General features: G+C 70.4%; 20 protein-coding genes. 8 read left to right on the top strand and 12 right to left on the bottom strand.

Annotated features, from left to right (window positions below; genetic code table 11):
• Nucleotides 1–49: 49 nt before the first annotated feature.
• Genes ACFWBD_RS35005 through ACFWBD_RS34995 form a run of 3 tightly spaced genes read right to left on the bottom strand, consistent with a single transcriptional unit; the run spans nt 50 to nt 2,593 of the window.
• The gene (locus ACFWBD_RS35005; RefSeq protein ID WP_385676007.1) at nt 50–664 is read right to left on the bottom strand and encodes a C39 family peptidase; all 615 of its coding nucleotides are present in this window, start codon (nt 662–664) and stop codon (nt 50–52) included.
• Nucleotides 657–1,649 carry a threonine/serine dehydratase gene (locus ACFWBD_RS35000; RefSeq protein ID WP_385676004.1) on the bottom strand — a complete coding sequence of 331 codons (993 nt, stop codon included), beginning with the start codon at nt 1,647–1,649 and terminating at the stop codon, nt 657–659. Before ACFWBD_RS35000 ends, ACFWBD_RS35005 begins: the two co-directional genes overlap by 8 nt.
• Complete coding sequence (locus ACFWBD_RS34995; protein WP_385676026.1) at nt 1,646–2,593, bottom strand: D-alanine--D-alanine ligase; 948 nt, start codon at nt 2,591–2,593, stop codon at nt 1,646–1,648. Before ACFWBD_RS34995 ends, ACFWBD_RS35000 begins: the two co-directional genes overlap by 4 nt.
• Before the next feature lie 141 nt (nt 2,594–2,734).
• Between ACFWBD_RS34995 and murF the strand changes: the two genes are divergently transcribed.
• Nucleotides 2,735–4,135 carry a UDP-N-acetylmuramoyl-tripeptide--D-alanyl-D-alanine ligase gene (gene murF, locus ACFWBD_RS34990; protein ID WP_385676001.1) on the top strand — a complete coding sequence of 467 codons (1,401 nt, stop codon included), beginning with the start codon at nt 2,735–2,737 and terminating at the stop codon, nt 4,133–4,135.
• Here the strand turns inward: murF and murC are convergent.
• Both murC and ACFWBD_RS34980 read right to left on the bottom strand, forming a co-directional pair.
• Nucleotides 4,132–5,550: a UDP-N-acetylmuramate--L-alanine ligase gene (gene murC / locus ACFWBD_RS34985; protein ID WP_385675998.1), complete on the bottom strand. Its 1,419-nt coding sequence runs from the start codon at nt 5,548–5,550 to the stop codon at nt 4,132–4,134. The genes murF and murC overlap by 4 nt on opposite strands.
• Nucleotides 5,551–5,812: 262 nt before the next feature.
• Complete coding sequence (locus ACFWBD_RS34980) at nt 5,813–5,992, bottom strand: hypothetical protein (RefSeq protein ID WP_385675995.1); 180 nt, start codon at nt 5,990–5,992, stop codon at nt 5,813–5,815.
• Nucleotides 5,993–6,686: 694 nt separating this feature from the next.
• Between ACFWBD_RS34980 and ACFWBD_RS34975 the strand changes: the two genes are divergently transcribed.
• The 4 genes from ACFWBD_RS34975 (at nt 6,687) to ACFWBD_RS34960 (ending at nt 10,660) form a co-directional block, all read left to right on the top strand.
• On the top strand, nt 6,687–7,712 hold the full coding sequence (locus tag ACFWBD_RS34975) for a hypothetical protein (protein WP_385675992.1): 1,026 nt from the start codon (nt 6,687–6,689) through the stop codon (nt 7,710–7,712).
• Nucleotides 7,697–8,242: a GNAT family N-acetyltransferase gene (locus tag ACFWBD_RS34970; RefSeq protein WP_385675989.1), complete on the top strand. Its 546-nt coding sequence runs from the start codon at nt 7,697–7,699 to the stop codon at nt 8,240–8,242. Before ACFWBD_RS34975 ends, ACFWBD_RS34970 begins: the two co-directional genes overlap by 16 nt.
• Before the next feature lie 141 nt (nt 8,243–8,383).
• On the top strand, nt 8,384–8,956 hold the full coding sequence (locus ACFWBD_RS34965; RefSeq protein ID WP_385675986.1) for an HD family hydrolase: 573 nt from the start codon (nt 8,384–8,386) through the stop codon (nt 8,954–8,956).
• Nucleotides 8,957–9,535: 579 nt separating this feature from the next.
• A complete protein-coding gene (locus tag ACFWBD_RS34960; RefSeq protein WP_385675983.1) occupies nt 9,536–10,660 on the top strand; it encodes a hypothetical protein in 1,125 nt (374 codons plus the stop codon).
• A 138-nt stretch (nt 10,661–10,798) separates the two neighbouring features.
• Here ACFWBD_RS34960 and ACFWBD_RS34955 read toward each other — a convergent pair whose 3' ends face one another.
• Nucleotides 10,799–11,608 carry a hypothetical protein gene (locus tag ACFWBD_RS34955; RefSeq protein WP_385675980.1) on the bottom strand — a complete coding sequence of 270 codons (810 nt, stop codon included), beginning with the start codon at nt 11,606–11,608 and terminating at the stop codon, nt 10,799–10,801.
• 117 nt (nt 11,609–11,725) lie between these two features.
• Entirely contained in the window at nt 11,726–13,516 is a 1,791-nt protein-coding gene (locus tag ACFWBD_RS34950; protein ID WP_385675977.1) for a helicase HerA domain-containing protein, read from the bottom strand.
• A 308-nt stretch (nt 13,517–13,824) separates the two neighbouring features.
• Here ACFWBD_RS34950 and ACFWBD_RS34945 point away from each other — a divergent pair, with 308 nt between their 5' ends.
• Together ACFWBD_RS34945 and ACFWBD_RS34940 are read left to right on the top strand one after the other, a co-directional pair.
• Complete coding sequence (locus ACFWBD_RS34945; RefSeq protein WP_385675975.1) at nt 13,825–14,496, top strand: hypothetical protein; 672 nt, start codon at nt 13,825–13,827, stop codon at nt 14,494–14,496.
• Nucleotides 14,497–14,571: 75 nt separating this feature from the next.
• On the top strand, nt 14,572–15,129 hold the full coding sequence (locus ACFWBD_RS34940) for a DUF6233 domain-containing protein (protein WP_385675972.1): 558 nt from the start codon (nt 14,572–14,574) through the stop codon (nt 15,127–15,129).
• 10 nt (nt 15,130–15,139) lie between these two features.
• Here ACFWBD_RS34940 and ACFWBD_RS34935 read toward each other — a convergent pair whose 3' ends face one another.
• The 5 genes from ACFWBD_RS34935 to ACFWBD_RS34915 all read right to left on the bottom strand — a co-directional run bounded on the left by ACFWBD_RS34935 (nt 15,140) and on the right by ACFWBD_RS34915 (nt 17,999).
• The gene (locus ACFWBD_RS34935) at nt 15,140–15,649 is read right to left on the bottom strand and encodes a hypothetical protein (RefSeq protein ID WP_385675969.1); all 510 of its coding nucleotides are present in this window, start codon (nt 15,647–15,649) and stop codon (nt 15,140–15,142) included.
• Between the two features lie 115 nt (nt 15,650–15,764).
• Nucleotides 15,765–15,965 (bottom strand): hypothetical protein, encoded by a 201-nt coding sequence (locus ACFWBD_RS34930; protein WP_385675965.1) that lies wholly within the window; start codon nt 15,963–15,965, stop codon nt 15,765–15,767.
• A 5-nt stretch (nt 15,966–15,970) separates the two neighbouring features.
• On the bottom strand, nt 15,971–16,438 hold the full coding sequence (locus ACFWBD_RS34925) for a hypothetical protein (protein WP_385675962.1): 468 nt from the start codon (nt 16,436–16,438) through the stop codon (nt 15,971–15,973).
• 71 nt (nt 16,439–16,509) lie between these two features.
• On the bottom strand, nt 16,510–17,004 hold the full coding sequence (locus ACFWBD_RS34920; RefSeq protein ID WP_385675959.1) for a TIGR02391 family protein: 495 nt from the start codon (nt 17,002–17,004) through the stop codon (nt 16,510–16,512).
• 116 nt (nt 17,005–17,120) lie between these two features.
• Nucleotides 17,121–17,999, bottom strand: a complete 879-nt coding sequence (locus ACFWBD_RS34915) for an alpha/beta fold hydrolase (RefSeq protein ID WP_385272023.1) — start codon at nt 17,997–17,999, stop codon at nt 17,121–17,123.
• A gap of 113 nt (nt 18,000–18,112) precedes the next feature.
• On the opposite strand from ACFWBD_RS34915, the gene ACFWBD_RS34910 reads away from it, so the two are divergent.
• Nucleotides 18,113–20,053: a BTAD domain-containing putative transcriptional regulator gene (locus ACFWBD_RS34910; RefSeq protein ID WP_385675956.1), complete on the top strand. Its 1,941-nt coding sequence runs from the start codon at nt 18,113–18,115 to the stop codon at nt 20,051–20,053.
• The last annotated feature ends 15 nt before the right edge of the window (nt 20,054–20,068 follow it).

Below are 20,068 nucleotides of genomic sequence, written 5' to 3'. Positions count from 1 at the left end.
GAGATTGGCCTGGTGAGGGTGGTCTGGTCCCAAGACGACGCCAGACACCTCAGATGAGGGACACCCCGCGGCCGGCGAAGAACTCAGCGAACTCGGCTGCGGGCAGGCGTGCGGTGCGGGCCTGTTCGGTATGGCCGGACGGGTTGCGGAAGTGCACGGTGTCGGCCTGACGGCCGGTCACCAGCACGAGATGCCCGCCCTTACCCGGAGCGGGGTTCTCGGGGCGGCGGATCTCCTTGTGTACCGAGGCCATCACCAGCCGGCCGGAGTCGAGCAGGGTGAGAAGGCCGGGCACCGTCAGAGTGGGGTGGACCTCGGCGTGCAGGTGGTGGACGTCGTGCACGTACTGGACGAACGGGGCGTAGACAAGGCCGTGGATCACTCCCGTATCCGCGTCCTCGGTGTATGCACCGTACTTCCGGGCGCCCTCGAGGAGCTCGAACAGGGTGGGTGCGTCGCCGTTGCGGGCGAGGAGGGCCATGCGCAGGCAGGCAATGCCACACATGTGACCGCACCAGGTGCGGTACGTGTCGAGGTCGGGGGCGCCGCTCTCGGCCCATCGGGGATCGGCTGCGTGGTCGCGGCCCTGGTAGGCGAACGCGGCGATCAGGTCGGGGCTGGCGTACTGCGTGACGGTGGGAAACGAGAGGTCGAGATCAGGCACGGGCGTGGTCCTTCCGGTGGGCTGCCTGGCTGATCAGCCGGTGGAAGGTGGGCAGGTCCACGCCGCCGCCGGAGATCACCACCCCGATCGTCCCCGACTCGTGGGGCACGTGGCCGGCAAGCACGGCGGCCAGGGCACAGGCGCCGCTCGGTTCGGCTACGACCTTGAGGTGCCGGAAGGCGAATGCCATGGCGATGGTGATGTCCTGGTCGGTCACTGTCACAACAGTGTCTAGGAGCCGGGAGTTGACGGCCCAGGTCAGTGGGGAGGGGCTGGTGTGGCCGAGGCCGTCAGCGATGGTGGAGGGGGTCTCGGGCAGGGCGATGCGCTGGCCGCAGCGCATCGACAGCAGGGTGTCGGCGCCGTTCTCGGGTTCTACGCCGATGACCTTGATGCCGGGGTTCAGGTGCTTGGCGATGGTGGCAGTTCCGGCGGCGAGTCCGCCGCCGCCGACGGGGACAACGAGGGTCTCGATCTCGGGGTGCTCGGTCAGGAGTTCCAGGGCGGCGGTTCCGGCCCCGGCCATGCTGTGGAGGGAGTTCGCCGATGGGACGACGGCGAGGCCGTCGCGGGCGGCGATGTCGGCGACCAGGGCGTCACGGTCCTCGGAGCCGCGGCGGTAGGTGACGACCCTGCCTCCGAGCGCGCGGACGCCTTCGACCTTGGGGGCCGGGGCGTCGGCGGGGATGACGACCGTGACCGGCACTTCGAGGAGACGTCCGGCCAGGGCGAGGGCCTGGGCGTGATTCCCGGAGGATGCGCCGATCAGACCGCCGACGCGTTCCTTCGCGGGGAGGGAGGAGGCGTGGTGGTAGGCGCCGCGGAACTTGAAGGAGCCGGTGCGCTGGAGGCTCTCGGCCTTGCACACAACCGGCCAGCCGGCGGCCTGGTCGAGGGAGAGCGCGGTCAGGGCCGGGGTGCGGGCGGCGACCGGTTCGAGGTTGGCGGCGGCGTCTTTCACGTCGCGGGCGGTCAGCTCGGTCACGGTCGGTACCCCTCGGTGGTGTCGGCGGTGGCGAGGATCATGCGGATGAGCTGGTCGTAGTCGATGCCGGCGGCAGCGGCCATGGTGGCGAGGTTCCCGGTGTGGGACAGCCCTGGCAGGGTGTTGATCTCCAGCCAGACCGGCCGCCCGTCGGGGGTGACGATGAAGTCGGAGCGGGAGTAGCCGGAGCAGCCCAGGGCGTCGTGCGCGGTAAGCGTCGCGGTGGTGATCGCGTCGAGGGCGGGGCTGAAGAGGTTCGCCGGGCATTCGTACCGGTATTTGGTCTTGTCCCGTTTGGTGGCGTAGTCGTAGAACTCGGCGTCGGTGGGGATCGTCGCCAGCGGCGGCAGGGCGACGGGCGAGCCGTCGATCTCCAGGACTCCGCAGCTCACCGGGATGCCAGTGGTGAACGGCTCGGCGAACCAGCGCTCGCCCGGGTCGATGGTGCGCAGGGCTGCGGCGAGCTGGGCGGTGTCGCGGCAGACCGTCATGCCGATCGAGCCGCCTTCGGACAGTGGCTTGAGGATCAGCGGGAAGGCGATCGTGCTGGTGACGTGCGTGCTCACGTCGCCGCTGCGGGCCGGGAGGGTGACGGTGGGCAGGACCGCCACTCCGGCGGCGGCCACGACGGTCTTGGCGAGGGCCTTGTGCATGCCGACGGCGGAGGCCGCCACCCCCGAGCCGGTGTAGGGGATGCTCAGGTGCTCCAGTAACCCCTGGAGCTTGCCGTCTTCGGCGTACTGTCCGGCGATGGCCAGGAACGCCACGTCGGCGCTGCGGATGTCGTCGGCGAACGTCTTGTCGGCGGGGTCGAGGAGTCTGGTGGTGTAACCCTGCCGGTCGAGGGACTCCCCTGCGGCGCGGCCGGACAGCAACGACCGCTCCCGCTCGGTGGACCTGCCGCCGGAGACGACGGCGATGCGCGCGGACTCGAAGGACTGCATCGTCACGAGTAGTTGCTCCCGTTCTGTCATGGATGAGGCCGGTTTCATGCGTACCGGTCTGTGGAGGCGCTACGGTCGGAGGGCTGAGCCGGGCGGTGCTGGACCGTGCCGGGCAAGTCCTGCTGATTCGGAGTGCGTCACGTGATCCCCCTTTCACTTGAAGCCGTCGCGGCCGCCGTCGGCGGCCGGCTGTGCGACGTGCCGGACCCGGCCGTGCTGGTGACCGCGCCGGCAGCCGTCGACTCGCGCGCAGTCGAGCCGGGCGGCCTCTTCGCCGCGCTGGCCGGTGAGCACGCCGACGGGCACGCCTTCGCGGCCGACGCGGTGAAGGCCGGGGCGGTGGCGGTCCTGGCTGAGCGTCCCGTCGGTGTTCCGGCCGTGGTCGTCGATGACGTGCTGGACGCGCTCGCCGCGCTGGCCCGCACCGTGCTGGCCGAAGTCCCGGAGGCGATGGTGATCGGGCTGACCGGTTCGGCGGGCAAGACCAGCACGAAGGATCTGATTGCGCAGGTGCTGCCCGAGCTCGGGCCGACGATCGCCACGGTGAAGAGCTTCAACGGCGAGATCGGGATGCCGCTGGCCATCACCCACCTGGACCGCCAAGTGCGGTACATCGTGCTGGAGATGGGCGCCCGCGGGATCGGGCACATCTCCCACCTGACGCGAATCGCCCCGCCGACGGTCGGCCTGGTCCTGAACGTCGGCACCGCGCACGTCGGCGAGTTCGGCGGCCGCGAGCAGATCGCCCAGGCCAAGGGCGAGCTCGTCGAGGCTCTGCCCGCCAAGGGGCTGGCCATCCTCAACGCCGACGATCCGTTGGTGGCCGCCATGGCCCCCCGAACCCGCGCTCAGGTGATGACGTTCGGCACCAGCAAGGACGCCGACGTACGGGCTGCGGACGTACGGCTCGATGAGGCGGGCCGGGCCTCGTTCACCCTCGTCGCCGCCGGCCGCGACGCACAGGTCGCCCTGACCCTTCACGGCGCGCACCACGTGTCCAACGCGCTGGCCGCGGCCGCTGTCGCGATCGGGCTGGGCGCCGACGTCGCGAAGACGGCCGGCGCGCTCTCCCGCGCGGTACTGGTGGCGTCCGGACGCATGGAGGTCACCGACCGGCCCGACGGCGTGCGGGTCATCAACGACGCGTTCAACGCGAACCCCGATTCGATGAAGGCCGCGCTCGGCACCCTTGAGGCGATGAGCAGCGGGCGGCGGACCATCGCGGTCCTGGGGGAGATGAAGGAGCTCGGCCCCGACGGCGGCGACGGACACCGGCAGGTCGGCCGCCTCGTCGCCACCTCCGGCGTGCAGGTGCTGATCGCGGTCGGCGGCGCCGACGCGCAGGCGATGGCCGACGCCGCCCGGGAGAACAACCCGAGCCTGACGGTTGTCAGCGCCTCCGACCGCGACCACGCCCTCACCCTGGCCCGCGACCTGATCCAGCCGGGCGACATCGTCCTGGTGAAGGGCTCCCACAGCGTCGGGCTGGAGCACACCGCCGAACGGCTCGCCCAGCCCGACACCATGGCGAGCGACCGCTAGACGGCGGCCAGCGGCCGGTCCGAGGGCCGAAGGAGCAGCGCCCCCAGCCCGGCCACCTCGCCGACGCCCATCGTCACGACCACGTCACCGGGACGGGCGAGAGCGGCGAGCACGCCGGCGGCCTGGACCAGGCCGTCAGCCGCGTGGACGCGGACCCCGGCACTCGCGGCCGCATGCTCGATTCCCTCCCCGGTCACCGCGCCGGCCTCGGTCGGCACCGCGTCGCGCACGGGCAGGAGCACCACCTCGTCCGCGCCGGCGAGCGCCGTGCCCATCCGCGGGCCGAAGACCCGCACACGCGTCGCCCCGCAGGGCTCGAACGCGACGAGCACCCGGCCATCGGTCAGTTCCCGCGCGGCCGCGATGTCCGCGGTGATCGCGGCGGGGTGGTGAGCGAAGGAGTCCACCACCCGCACCCCCTCCACCGCGCCGAGGAGCTGCATCCGGCGCTGCACCCCGGCGAAGCCGGACAGCCCGGCCGCCAGCACCTGCGGCGCCTCGCCCAGGGCCCGGCCCGCCGCGTACGCCGCCAGCGACGCGAGCACTGCCGCACGGCCCGGCGAGCGCACCGTCCACGACACCTGGACCCCGCGCGGGTCGAGCACGGTCACCGTGCTGCCCCCGGCCGCCACCGGGACGGCGGACAGCAGTTGGACGTCGGCCTCCCTGCTTGCGCCGAAGGTCACCACCTGCGTGCCGCCGTGGCCGCGTACCCGGCCGGTCACCTCCCGGGCGCCGACATCGTCGGCCGAGACCACCAACGTCCCGGCCTGGGTGGCGAAGTCCGTCAGCGTCCCGACCACATCCGCCGTGCCGGCGAAGGTCTCAGGGTGGTCGTCGTCGGCGTTCAGCACGACCGCGACCTCCGGCCGGTACAGGGCCACGCTGCGGTCGGACTCGTCGCCCTCGGCGATCAGCAGACCGGCCCCGGCATGCCCGTTGACGCCGCCGACCGGTGCGGCACCGGCCGCCCACGACGGGCTCAGGTGCCCCACTGCGGCGGCCAGCATCGCCGTCGCCGTCGACTTCCCGTGCGTCCCGGTTACGACCACCGACCGCTCCGCCCCGGCTACCAGCTGCGCCAGGACGTGCGAGCGGTGGGCCACCGGCACGCCCGCGGCGCGGGCCGCGATGATCTCCGGGTTGGCGGCGTCGATGACGCTGGACCACACCACCACCGACGCGCCCGCGATGTTCGCCGCGTCGTGCCCGGCCCGGACCCGGCAACCCGCCGTCTCCAGCCTGGACGCCGTCTCGCCCGTCTTGATGTCCGAGCCGGACACCTGCGCGCCACGACCGGCGAGCAGGTGGGCCAGCGCGGACATGCCCGCCCCGCAGATCCCCACGAAGTGAGGACGGGTCAAGTCCAGCGGACCGACCGGCGACGGGATCTCCACGTACCTTGTCTCAACCACAGCAGTCTCCTCGTGTATGAGGTGGTGCCTGATGTGACGCTCCTCCCGGCGGGCGGGAGAAGGGGTTGCAGGGAGCCGGGCCCAGAAGGAACCGGTCCCGTCCCCGCACGTGACCTGAGCAGCGGCCCGACACGACGGCGGCGGCAGGGCAGGGGCGGGGAAGTTCACAGAGCATGACAGCGGTGGAACGGGACGCCTTCGTGCGCGTCGGGTGAGGACGGCCCGACAGCCCACCCCAGCCGTGCGGGCACTGTCGCGCCGGTCACCGCGCACTCTCCTGCGGCGGCTCGTTCAGCACCCGGCACCGACGTCGACGCTGGACAGCGTCGATCGCGCTCACGCTGCCCTCGCCGTGCTCGATCCGGGCCCGGTAGTCCTCCCAGTCGCGGTCGGTCCAGTGGTCCAGGCCTGCTGGAAAGTCGTCGGTGCCGATGCGAGTCACTGGCTCGCCTCCACGGCTGGGACGCCGTACATGCCGGCGCACGGGGCGCAGGCGAACAGGGCGTCGTCCCGCAGTATCGGCACCGGGAACCTGGGGTCCGGAGTCCCGCTGCACCAGCAGCACGAGCGGCCTGTGATCTGCTGCGCACTCAGCCGCTCGCGGTGAATCGCCGGGGCGTCCACGTAGGCGCCGGCAAACGTCTGGCGGTGCGTGCTGCGCGTCGTCATGGTGGATGCCTCGCGGTCGGGAAGCCTGCGGCGGCCGTCCCCCACGGGGGAACGAGGGAGGGCCACCGGCGCCTCCGGTGTTCACCGGGGCGCACGTCCAGTCCAACGCCGAGGCGTGGTCAACAGGTAGGAAAAGTGGACCCGTTACTACTCGCCATGACCGGAGATTTCTGAGGGCGGGATCCCCGAGACCCCTCCACGCTGCATGATCACGCAGCTACGGTGAGTGCGCGGAAGGAAATTTCCGGTTGCAGGCCCACATGACCGAACACGCCCTCAAGCAGGCCACGTTGGCCGACAGCGTGAACGAGGAGCTGAAGGCGGCCGGTCACAAGGGGACAGTCGGTGATCGCACGGTCCGCAACTGGGTAACCGGAAAAACCCACTGGCCACACCAGCGCCAGCGAGACGCCCTCACGGCAGTATTCGGATGCATACCCGTCTGCCTTGGCTTCTATCCCCCCGGCATGCCCGCACCGCCCTACGAGGACCCCTCAGCCATGCTCCGCCGCCGCTTTTGCACCGCCGCCACATCCGCCGTCGCAGCCACTGCCCTTCCCGCCGTCGACGCCCGTCCCCGCACCGTGGGCACCTCCGACGTGATCCGCCTGCGGGACGGCCTGGACAAACTCACCGTGCTCGATCAGAAACGCGGCGGACACGCCGCCCTCGAACGCGCCGCCCTCGCCGGCGCAGCCGAGGCTGTCGGCCTCCAGGACCACTCCGCCTCGCAGACGATCCGGCAACGGCTGTTCGGTGTCGCCGCCGACTACACCACGGCCGCCGCCTGGTCGTGCATCGACGCCCGCCAGCTCGACCGGGCCCGCAGCCACGTGAACGAGGCACTGAGACTGGCCGGACTGTCACAGGACCCCGTGGCACTGATGCGGGTGTGGAACTCCACCTCGATCCTCGCGCACCAACTCGGTCACCACACCGAAGGTGTCGCAGCGGCACAGGCGGCTCAGTCCTGCGCGATCACGCGCCGCGATCCGCTGTTCGGATCCCTCGCACACGCCCGTGCCGCAGTGGGGCACGCCTACCGGGACGACCGGCAGGCCGCCATCCGTTCGATCGGATACGCCGAAGAGGCCCTGGCGCGAACCGAGGTGCACCCCCGTCCGTCCTGGATCTCCTTCTACGGGCCCGCGGAACTGCACGCCCTGACCGGCATCGTCCGCAGCCGTCTCGGCCAGCCCGCAGAGGCGGAAGCAGCCTCACACCGCGCCCTGTCCGCGCTGCCCGCCCCCTACCGACGCAATCGCGCCATGACGACCGTGGACCTCGCCATCGCCCAGCTCCACCAGGGCGACGCCGAACAAGCCTGCGCCACGACCGAGGACGCCTTCACCCTGATGTCCGGAAGCCCACTGCCCGGCCGCCTGCGCGTCCAGCTGGGCGACTTCTACCGTGATCTCCTCACGCTCGCGCCCTCCACCACAGTGGCGCGCGAGTGGGCCGACCGTTACCGATCCGAATGGAGCCCCGCGTGACCACGGCACCCGCCATCGAACTGCGCCGCTACGGACACAACGACCTGCCCGACATCCGGCAGACCCTGCTCGACGTCCATGCCGACGCCTACTTCGAGCGGCGGCACGAAGAGTTCGTACAGCGCTTCCCCTGGTTCGTGGACCACTGGGGCAGGCGTGAAGGATTCGCGTGCGTGATCGCCTACGAGGGCGGTGAGCCCATCGGATTCACCTACGGGGCGCCGGGCGAGCCAGGCCGCGAATGGTGGCGCGAGTACCTGGCCGACGAGCCGGCCGACCCGTCGACGTTCTCCGTCTCGGAACTGATGCTCAGGCCGAAATGGCGCAAGCAGGGACTCGGGGAACGGCTTCACACCGCGCTGCTCGCCGACCGGCCAGAGGCCCTGGCCGTGCTCACGGTGGACACCAAGCGGCCCCGGCTCCAAGCGCTGTACGAGGGTTGGGGGTACAGGAAGGTCGGCGAACGTCAGCCGTTCCCGGACTCCCCGCTGTATGCCGTGATGCTCCTCGACCACAAACACAGGGGCTGATCGACGCCGCCTTACGGCCCGCTCCCACCGGAGCGGGCCGTCGTACCACGGGCGGTGGAGCTAACAGTCGGCGAGATCGCGGCGCGAGCTCGCCCACGCCCACTACGTTTTCAATCACAACCGCTGACACCGGAGGACCGCATGTCCGACGACGCCACCCAGGGCACCGCGAGCTTCATCTCCGAGATGGGCGTGCTCAAGCGCGTCGCACGGACCGGCTGGTGGTTCACCGGCAACAAGCACCCGGAGTCCGTGGCGGAGCACTCCTTCCGTGTAGGGGTGATCGGCTCGGTGCTCGCCATGATGGAGGGCGTCGACCCGGCCCGGGTCGCGCTGATCTGCCTGTTCCACGACAGCCAGGAGACGCGGGTCGGGGACATCCCGCACATCGGCCGGAAGTACATCAAGGCCGCCCCGAACGGCGAAGTGACCGCCGACCAGGTCGCCAACGCACATCCGGCCGTGCGCACCGGGGTGCAGAGCGCGGTCGACGAGTACGAGGCCGGCGAAACCCCGGAGGCGGTCGTCGCCCGCGACGCCGACAAGCTCGAATGTCTGGTCCAGGCGGTCGAGCACCGGGAGCAGGGCTACAGCCTCACCCAGAACTGGATCGACACCAGCCTCGCCTCGCTCAAGACCCCGTCGGCGAAGGCCCTGGCCGATGCCGCGCTGAGCATGGACTCGCTCCAGTGGCAGAAGAACTTCTTGTCCTGACCAATCCAGCCGCCACCGTCGTCGGACGGCGCGACTGCATGGAGCCGGGCCCCAGGGAATGTTGATCCCCCGGGGCCCGTGGTGTGACCGGCTCGGGGTTGTCGTCCGGGTCGGTGAGCCAGTTGACAACGTCGGCGTCGGTCATCCGGACCGCCTGCGTCTCGTGGGCGTCGCCCGGCTGGACGACGTGGAAGCGGCGGCGCTGTTCTGCCTGGCCACCGGCTGTTGGATGCCGGGAGGTGGCTGCGAGGTCGCCGGGCCGCTGGCCGGTGACGTTGGCCGGAAAGGCGGGAGTGAGATCCCTTTGCCGGTCAAGATCGCGAGCGGGGCGCACGCCGTGCGGGTGGTGGCCCTTCCGCGCGCCCTTCACGCTCCGAGACAGTGCGATTACTTTTAGTGACGGCACTTCTGGCGCTGGTCTCCCGCCTGACGTTCCTCCCCCGCCAGCGGCCCCTGGGCACGTAGGCGCGTTGGAGCACAGGGCGGACTTCCTGTGCCGCCGGCCGACGTGCATCGCAAGCACACGCAGATCGCATGCCCCGCCCACGAGAGTCGGGTGCGGGCCGGAGAGGGGACGCGATGGGTTCATGGCATTGGAACGACCAGGAAAGCCCGACCGCCACAGTCGGTGTCCGGGCCACGATGGGCGCCGTCACCATGAAGAACGACGCCAAGGCCGAACAGCGGCCGTACGTGTTCGTGCGCGGCTACGACTCGCGTCTGCACATCAACTGGTGGAACGGCAAGGTGTGGGACTGGAGCGACCAGGGCACGCCGGCCGGGCGCACCATCATCGAGAAGGTCGGCGCCGTCACGGTCCAGGACGGCCCCAACGAGCAGCAGCGGCCGTACGCCTTCGTCATCACCGACGACTCGAAGCTGCACGTGAACTGGTGGGACGGCATCAAGTGGAACTGGAGCGACCAGGGCGCACCGAGCGGGCGGCACATCCGTGAGGGCGTCGGGGTCGTCTCCGTGCAGGACAGTCCGGGTGCGAAGCAGCGCCCGTACGTCTTCGTCATCACCGACGACTTCCGGCTGTGGGTGAACTGGTGGGACGGCTCCAAGTGGAACTGGAGCGACCAGGGCGCACCGCCCAGCCACACGATCTCCCGCCCGCTGGGCGTGACCACCATGAAGAACGACGCGAACGCCTTCACCCGCCCGTACGCGTTCGTCATCACGGAGGACTCCAAGGTCTGGGTGAACTGGTGGGACGGTTCCAAGTGGAACTGGAGTGACCAGGGGGCACCGTCGGGGCAGCTGGTCAAGAAGGGCGTCGGCGTCATCAGCGTCCAGAACGATCCGAACGCGCAGCAGCGGCCGTACGCCTTCGTCCAGGGCTACGACTCGAAGCTGTACGTGAACTGGTGGGACGGCTCCAAGTGGAACTGGAGCGCACAGGGTGCGCCCAGCGGTCGGCTCATCCTGGACTCCGTCGGCGTGGTCACGATGAAGGACGACCCGAACGCCTTCACCCGCCCCTACGTCTTCGTCATCGGCGACGACTCCAAGCTCTACCTCAACTGGTGGGACGGCAAGGCGTGGCACTGGGCCGCCCAGGACACCCCGCCCGGACGCGTCATCGAACGCCCCGGCGAAGCGCTCACCATGCAAAACGATCCGAACGCCACGCAGCGGCCCTACGCCTTCGTCATCACCGATGACTCCGACCTGTGGGTCAACTGGTGGTCCCTGACCTGAGACACAACAGCCGCCTGGCCGGGCCCACGGGCCCGGCCAGGCGGCTGTGCGTTTCGATGTGCCCGACCGAGCGCCGCCCTATCGCGGCCCCAGTCCACCCGCACCCAGCGGCAATCGGCCGGCTTGTCCGACTTCAGGTCAGCTCTGGTTGGCCGTCGGGTCGGTGAGCCAGTTGACGACGTCGGTGTCGGTCATCAGGACCGCCTGCGTCTCGTGGGCGCCGTCGTGCTGGACGACGTGGAAGCGGCCCGGGTGCGAGCTCTGCTTCGGGGCGGGGCCGGCGACCGGGGCCAGGCGCCGCCAGGTGTCGGCCGCGAACCGCGCCAGGATCACCGTGGCGAACTGCTCGCGGACCTCCGGTCCCAGAACGGTGGAGTGGGGCCGCCCGTCGAAGATGACGTGGACGCGGGCCGCGCGTCCCGCCCACAGGGCGTCCTCGAGCGCGGTGATGGCCGGGGACGTCTTCGGGTCGCCCTCCTGCCGGAACGTCTCCCAGTAGCGGGCGAGCTGGCGCAGCGTGGCGTGGGCCTCGTCGATCGCGACGATCAGCCGCGGCACGTCCTCCAGGTCGCCGTTGAGGTCGAGGCGGCGCTTGAGTTCGTCGGCGAGGCCGACCAGGGCGTCGTGGATGCCGGCGATGTTGCCGCGGTGGGTCACCGTCGGCAGGGACCTGGCCCACAGGTGGGAGATCCGCTTGGGGTCGAGGACCAGGGCGTGGGCGCCCTGGTGCAGGAACTGGGCGGTGAGGGAGCGCAGGATCGTGGTGCTGCCGCCGCCGCTGGCGGTGCAGACCAGGACGTGCGGGGCTTCGACGTCCAGGTCGACGGCGATGGCCCGCCCGTCGGTGCTGATGCCGATCAGGGCGGTCCCCTCGGGCAGCGCCTCTATCTGCTCGCGCAGGTCGGGGGCGGCAAAGCTCAGCATCTTCGGGAGCGCGGTCTTCTTCATGGGTGCGGTGTTCCTGTTCTGTGTGGTGCCTGGCGAACCGGGTGTTCTCCAAAGCTGGGGGATCGTGTCGGCGAAACCGGACAGGTCCGTTTCGGCCGGTGTCGGCGGACTGGGAGGTCAGTCCAGGTCGGTGGTGCCGGTGGCGGCGCGGGGCCGGTTGCGGGCCCACTTCTTGAGGTCGCCGACGCGGTAGAGGAGTTCGGCGCCGCGCTTGTCGACCGAGCCGGGGAAGGCCGGGTCGTTGGCGCGGGCGAAGCGCAGCGCGGCCAGGGTGATGCCAGGCAGGTGGTGATCGGCGGCCTGGCGCAGTCCCACCGCCTGGTCGTCGTCGACCGGGACCGGGACCGGGGTCGGGGTCGCCGGCAGCGGCGGCGTGGTGCTGCCCGCAGGGTCGCCCGGGTCGGCGGCCGGGGCCGGGGTGAGGCTCCAGGCGTCGGCGAGCAGGTCCCGGCTCGGGGACGGCTCGGGGACGGGCGGGAGGTCCGGGGTGGGGGCGTGCCAGGCGTCGGCGAGGCCGTCGGTGGGCAACTTCTGCAGCTGCACCGCACCGGGCTGGTCGGCGGCTTCGGCCTGCTTCCCGGCGGTGGCCCACTGACGGGCTTCGGCCTCGGTGAAGAACAGCACCTGCGTCTCGCTGGCGGAGCCACCGCTGACGACCTGGGCGCGGCCGTGGTGCTTGGTTGACTTCGGCGCCGGATGGACCTCCGGGGCGAGCATCCGCCAGGCATTCATGCTGTAGCGGGCGAGGATGCGGGTGGCGAACTGCTCGCGGACCTCCGGGCCTCCCAAGGCGCGGGCCGTGGCGGACTGGGCGACCAGGAGCACGTGCATGCGGACCTGGCGGCCCATGAACAGGATCTCCATCAGGGCGTCGACGGCCGGGGAGGTCTTCGGGTCGCCGGACTCACGGATCTTGTCCCAGTAGCGGGCCAGCTGCCGCATGGTGGCGTTGACCTCTTCGAGGAGGATCAGCAGCCGCGGGCCGATGGCGTTCGGGTCGGCGCCAATGCCGAGTTTTTCGGCGAGGCGTACCCGGCGTCGGCCTTCCATGCCGAGCTGGACCAGGGCGTCGTGGATGTCGGCGATATCGGCGCAGTAGGTGACGGCCGGGATGCCGCGCGCCCAGGGGTGGGAGATGTACTTGTAGTCGAGGACGAACACGCGCGAGCCGTGGTGGAGCATCTGGCAGGCGATGCAGCGCAGGGTCACCGACTTGCCGCCGCCGGTGGAGGCGTTGACCAGGATGTGCGGGGAGTCGGCGTCCAGGTCGACGGAAACGATCCGGCCCGCGGACCCGATCCCGATGATCGGCGCGGACTCCTTGGCCTTGGCCACCAGCTCCCGCGTCTTGGGGTCCTTGAAGAGGGCCTTCGCCGGGGGCTTGCGGGTCTTCTTCACCCGCACGTACGGCTTGCGGCCCTCGGGGTGCCAGTCGAACGTCACGCCCTGAAGGGCGAGCTTCTGGGTGATGAGGTCGGCGACGACGTCGCGGGAGAAGCCCAGATGACGGGGCAGGTCGATGCGTATCTCCGCGTCGTCGTCGCTGAAGTTCTTCGGGACGTGGAGGTAGCGGCGCGGGTCGGTCTGCTCCGCCAGCCCGAGCGGCCGGTGGATGGCGTCGTGCAGCGGAGTGACCCACTCGCGCATCAGCTCCCGGTGCTCGCGGGTCAGCACCATGTACGCCGCGGTGCCCACCGTCAGCACGCAGGCCCCGCCGATCCCGCCGGGCTCCAACGCGGCGAGCGCCTGGTCCCGGTTCTGCCACAGCTCCTGGACGCTCTGCACGGTGGCGTCCAGGTCCTGGGTGGCCAGATATCCGCTCTCCCAGACGCCGGCCCCAAGCACGACGCGGAAGGACAGGCGCCGCCAACCCGGCTTGTAGGAGCGGCGCCGAACCTTGCCCTCCACCTTCGGCAGGACGCGAGTGCCGAACGCCAGAACGTTGCGTCGGTCCTCTTGACGCCGTCCAGGCCCCGGCCGGCCAACACCCGGCCGATGCCGAACATGAGGGATTCGGCTTCCTCTTCCACCCGCTTGTCGAACTTCGTCTGTGCCATCGGCCGTGCCCTTTCGGTCTGCGTCCCGGCACCTCACACCCGGAAGCGGACACGAACCGTAAAACGGTTTACCTGTGGATAAAGTCCAGCGATCCGGACCCCCTAATCCGTTCGAAACTTTAGTTGTCGCAACTTTCGTTCGTGTCCTATGGTTGTCGCATGGTTGATATGTGGGAGCTCGACAGCGAGGCCATCGAGGAGCGGGTCGCCTTCCGGGCGCAGGTGCGTGACCTGGTGTGGCGCGAGACGAAGAGGCGCATGCGCTTCCTGGGCTTCAGCGAGCAGGAGGGACCCGCCACCCCGAACGCGCTCGCCCCTACCTCCGCGGCCGCCAAGGCGGTGCACCTGATGTACCTGGAGGTCGCCACGGAAGCCGGGAACGCTGCGCGGGAGCTCGCCGCCGACGCCGCCACGCGCGCAGGCCGGGCCGCCGCCACCTACGCGGACCTGGGCGAGGCCGCCGGGATCACCCGTCAGGCAGCCCGCAAGCGGTGGCCGGAGGCCGTCGGCACCCACTGGGCGCTCTACCTCCTGACCGGCAAGAACCGCCCGCACGGTATGACCACCCAGGTGTTCCGCAGCAGCGGCAAAGCGATCGAGACCGGACGCACCGCCGTGGACGACGGCGCCCTCGCCGACGACGGGGCCGTAGGCGCCGTCGTCATCAACGCCGCTCGCGAGGCCGTATGGGCCTGCTACTTCAACGACGGCACGTGGGCCCCGGAAGAGATCGCCATGCCCGAGGACCTGCAGACCGTGCCCGCCCCGGGCAGCCCCGAGCACGGGGACTGGCTGCACAAGTGGGACCAGTTCATCACCAGCAACCTCTGACCGCCCGCCGGTCACACGCCGGGCCCGGGTCCTCCGTTGGGGGTCCGGGCCCGGCTGCGTGTCTACCGTGGGGCCGTGACAACGCCCTCCGACGACGCTGCCGAATCCGCGCCTGTGCCGGTTCGGGTCGTGCTGCCCGCCGATCCCCTGCTCGGGACCGAGCAGCAGGAGGTCGTGGCGCGACTGTGGAAGCGGCGGCAGACCGAGACAGGTTGGGCCTACCTCGTGGGGCTGCCGTCGTACCGAGACCTCGAGGACGGCGGTGTGGAGGCGGCGGAGTACCGGGTGTGGGTCCGCGCTCCCGACCATGTACGGCCGGTCGAAGGCGTCGACTACGACCAGGTCGCCACCGAGAAGCTGGAGCCGTCACCCACGTCGGTGGTCCGCGAGGTCCTCGGGGAGCGCCGGCCTTCGGGCTGGGTGCTGGCGAAGGTGCGTGAGGGCCGGGGCCCGGCCCGGGGGGTGCTGCACGCGCCGGACTGCGAGGAAGCACCGCAGGGCGCGCCGCTGCTCGGTGTGGAGCAGGCGCTGAACGTCGCGGAAAACCCTGGGACGCGGCTGTGCACGCTGTGCGGGTGCGCTCAGGAACTGACCCCGATGCTGAGCGGCTTCGACCACATCACCGACTCCTGACCTGCCGTGGTCAGGAGGTGCCCTCGATGGTGACGGGGACTTCCAGCGGCACGATCCACTCGCTGCCCTTCGACCTGACGGTGATGCACAGGCGTACCGGCTCGTTCGCGTAGTCGCGGTGCCATTCGTCCACGTTGGTCGCCGACCACAACGGCGGGGAGGTGGGGGTCAGGCCGTATCGCGTCCACTCGCCGATCATCAGCTGCTGCGGGGCGACCGTCCGGCCGGTGTCGTCGCGGCCGTCCGCGCTGAACTTCCACGGCCCCCATATGTGGGCGCGGACCTCTTCGGGAGTCGGGGTGCCTGCGAGTTGGGGTCCATCGCCCCGGTGCGGGTTGTCGTTGCGCAGGGACGCGGTGATCTCGATGGCGTTGTGGGACAGCAGGCCGGGCGGACCTCGGGACAGGGTCTGCGCGGCCCCGTTGGCGTTGTGCGCGGCTCTCCAGGAACCGAAAGCGGCAACGGCAGCGACGACCGCGACGGCCAGAGCCAGGGCCGCGATCGTGTCGGTGGTGGTCATGAGGCAGGACGCTATCTCCACGCGCGCATGCGGACTGGCCGCACGGTGGCAGACGCACGCGCCGGGCCCGGTCCTCCGGTGGGAGGACCGGGCCCGGCTGCTGCGGAGATCTCTCTCAGCGGGTCTCGATGTTGCCCTGCGGACGCACCACCCTGGTCTCCACGGGCTTGGTGTCGTTCCTCCTGTCGGTCCCGATCAGCGCGGGGTCGGTGTAGATGTCGACGATGTCCTGCTGAGGCGCCGGGGCCGGGGCCGGGGCGGGAGAAGCCGGCACGGGAGCGGACTGGCCGGTCCCCTGGTTCTGTCCATTGCTCATGGGACTCAAGTGTGCAGCAGCAGTGCGACAGTCGACAGGCCAAGACCGACGATCAGCGACCCGAGGCTCACCCACCAGTACCTGGCCTTTTTCTGGTGGCGCCGCTCGTTTTCCTCGAAGAGCGAAGCCCGAGACGAGGCCAGCCGGATCAGGGCCAACTCCTTGGGCAAGCGGACGTAGCTGACGACCAGGTGCCGCGGCTCCAGGTCCTTGTACTCAGCCACCCGGAAAGTGTGCACGCCAGCCACCAGTGAGACGGCGTATGCGGCGAAGGCACAGTAGGCGAGGACGTCGTGGTGCTTGTGCGTCGCCAGGAACTGGGCGGCGGTCGCCGCGAACCCGACCAGGAACACCGCCTTGGTGTCGATCTTCGCCAACGAGTCCGACTGGCGCGTCAGCCGTGCGGCCGCCTCGTTGTTGAGGAGCTCCAGCGTGTCCTTCTGCGCCTCAAGTTCAGCCGGTGTCATCGTCATGCCGAGAGCCTAGAAGCCGGGACAAAGGGCCGCACTCCGCTCTACGGATCGGGTCGACCTGCGGAAACGACTCACGTGCCCTCGGTCTCCTCCGCGCGCCGGATCTCGCACTGATCGAGCAGCCGGGCGAAGTAGCTGTAGGCGGCCAGCCTCTCCATGCCCTCCTGTTCGGTCAGCTCATCGCGGGTGTGCGTCGCGACGTTCCTGACCGTGAGGTTCAGTCCAGTCGCGAGGTTGTTGAGCGCGCCGGCCAACGGTGCCAGACCTCCGCGCATGCTCTTGGCCGTCTGGTCCTCCGCCGGGCCGGGCCACACGAGCTTGGGCTTTCCGGGCCCGGGGTCACCTACGGAGAGGGTCTGCTGCCAGAACGAGGTGTCGGTCACGTCGTTGCGGCCCAGGCGTTCCTTCCAGTGCACGGTCAGCGCCTCCGACGCCTCCCGCACCGCGACCCGGTACTGATGAGTCGTCCAGTGCGCGGCCGCCGCCGACCAGATCACCTCATGGAACGCGGAAGGAGCGAACCCCGGCGTCGCGGACTCCGAGGCCGCCTCGGCATCGTCAATCATCGCGCTCAGACGCCCCCGGACCCTGGCCGCCGTGGTGCGGACGTCCTGAGCTTGTCGTTTATGGTCCGACGACCCGTCGGACCATAAACGACAAGCTCAAGGGTCACTTCGTGGGGTCAGCGTGCCAGCAGGTCTCGGATCGCTCCCGTGGTCTCGTCCGGGGCCTCCTCGGCCATGAAGTGCCCCGCATTCGTCAGACGGTGGTCGAGATCCGGTGCCCAAGCCCTCCATACCTGGGCGGCGTCGTAGCCGAGCTGGGTTCCCCAGTCCTGCTGGATGACCGTGACGGGCATCGCGAACTGCGATCCGGCATCAAGGTCCGCCCGGTCGTGGGCGACGTCGACACCCGCGGAGGCACGGTAGTCGGCGACGATCGAGTCCACTGCGGCCGCGCTCGCCCGCAGGTACTCGGCGCGCACCCGCTCCGGAATCGCGTCCGGGTCCTTGGACCAGGCGTCAAAGAACGAGCCGAAGAATGCATCCGCACTGTTGGCGATCATCCTCTCCGGCAGGCCCGCCGGCTGCGCCATCAGAAACAGGTGGTAACCCACCGCCGCCGACACACCCTGCAGCACATTCCACATGTCCAGCGTCGGCACAACGTCGAGGATGCCCAGATGCGTGATGGTCTCCGGGTGGTCTAGCCCGGCCCGGAACGCGACCAGGGCACCACGGTCGTGGCCGACCATGGCGAACTGCTCATGGCCGAGCCCGGCCATCATGGACACGATGTCAGCGGCCATCGTCCGCTTCGAATAGACATCCTCGTCCGCGGCCTCCGGCTTGTCGCTCACTCCGTAGCCGCGCAGGTCAGGACAGACCACCGTGTGCTCGGTAGCCAACTGCTCGGCGACGTGGCGCCACATCAGGTGGGTCTGGGGAAAACCGTGCAGCAGTACGACCGGACTGCCGCTGCCACCGATCGCAGCGGACAGCTTCACACCGCCCGCACCGGGCAGGAGGGTGTACTCGAAACCAGGAATCATGAGTGCCATAACGGTCCTTCTCTCAGTGCCGGCTGGCTGACCACTCCAACGTGCACGACACCGATGAGCAGCCAATCAGTACGACACCGTAGATCCGGGCCCGCGCACCGAGGATAGGGAGCATGCGGATCGATGTGCTCGGTACAGTGCAGGCGCGGCGTGAGGACGGCAGCCCGATCGACCTGGGCGGACCGCGGCATCGCGAGGTACTCGCGCGCCTGGTCGCTGCGGAGGGTCGGATGGTCACCGCCGACGCTCTCATTGACGACCTGTGGTCGCGGGCGAGGGCCGGCTCCCTGGGTGCGCTGCGCACCTTCGTCGCCGCGCTGCGTCGCGCCATCGAGCCCGACCGGCCGCCCCGCACACCGCCATGCGTGCTCATCACGCAGGGACCTGGCTACGCGCTGCGCCTGCCCCGCGGGGCCACGGACGTCGACCGGTTCCAGGACGCACTGGCCAAAGCCCGCCGCTGTCCCGAAGGCGTCGTCGACCTTGGTGAAGCACTCGCCTCGTGGCGCGGTCCGGCCTACGCCGACCTGCCCGAGGCTGCATGGGCCCAGCGGGAGCGATCCCGGCTCCAGGAGCTGCGACTGCAGGGCGTGGAACTACGTGCGGGCATCCTCCTCGATTCCGGCAAGGGGGCGGACCTGGTCGCCGACCTTGGTGCGCATGTCTCCGAGCACCCCTGGCGCGAGCCGGCCTGGGGCCTGCTCGCGCGTGCCCTGTACTGCGACGGACGCCAGGCCGACGCCCTGGCCACACTCCGCCGCGCCCGCACGATGCTCGTGGAACAACTCGCGCTCGACCCCAGCCCTGATCTTCAACGTCTGGAGACGGACATCCTCACCAGGTCAGCAACCCTTGAGCCGAACCGCGAACCGGTACCTCGTCCCTGGTCGGGGACAGGCGCCCGGCTGGGCCCGCGCACGACTGTGGACCTGGCCCGCACTCTTGCGCTCGTCGGCGGCGATGCCCTGGTCTCCTCACGGCGCGACCGCCTCGCGGCTGTCGAGTCGGCCGAACAAACGGGGGACGTCGCTTTGACCGCGCGGGTCATCGGAGCCTACGACGTGCCCGCGATCTGGAGCCGAGCCGATGATCCCAGGCAGTCCCGCGCCGTGGTGGCGGCTGCCGAGCGCGCCCTCACCGCGCTCGGGCCCAATGGCCCCACCGACCTGAGGGCCCGGCTGCTGGCCACCGTCGCCGTCGAGAGCCGCAGCGGCGACACATACGACAGGGAGTTGGAGAACGCGCACCAGGCCGAGGCCCTGGCCCGTGACCTCAACGACCCCCCACTGCTGGCGTTCGCGCTCAACGGGGTGTTTCTGCAGTCCTTCGCGCGCCCCGGCCTCGCACCGCAACGCGACACGATCGGAGCCGAACTCATCGCGCTGTCCACCCGGCACGGGTTGCCAACCTTCGCCATCCTGGGCCGACTCGTGCGCCTGCAATCCGCATCCGCTCTCGGCGATCTCGGGACCGCGGCCGTACACGCAGCCGCTGCGGACGAGCTTGCCGCCGCCCACGAGTCCCCACTGGTCGCGGTCCTGACCGCATGGTTCAGAGCGCGGGTCACCGCTGCCCGCAGCACCGAACCCGGCGGGCCGAGCCCCGCAGCCGCCGCGGCGGCATACCGAGCTGCCGACAACTCCCTCGCGACAGCCGGAATGCCGGGGCTCCACCACGGCCTGCTCCCATTGGCCCTGCTCGGCCTGCGCCTGCTGCACAACCGCCCCGCCCCCACCGACTCCCAGCTCGACTGGGGGCCGCACCTGCCCTGGGCGACGCCACTGGTACTCCTCGCCCAGGGCCGGGTGGAAGACGCCCGCGTCGCCCTCGCCGCCACACCCGAACCACCCCATGACCACCTCCAGGAAGCCCTGTGGTGCCTCACCGCCCACGCCGCTGTACGCCTCGACGAACCCGAGATCGCCGCGCACGCTGCAGTTGCCTTGCACGACGCCCGTGCCGAGCACGCCGGCGCCGCCAGTGGCATGCTCACCCTCGGCCCGGTCGAGCGCTACCTCACCGAAGCCAAAGCGTGCGCCGCCGCAGACCAGTGATCCACCCCAACCGGA

Source organism: Streptomyces sp. NPDC060002 (genome assembly GCF_042737245.1).
GTDB lineage: Bacteria > Actinomycetota > Actinomycetes > Streptomycetales > Streptomycetaceae > Streptomyces.
This window is presented reverse-complemented; position numbering and strand designations above follow the sequence as displayed.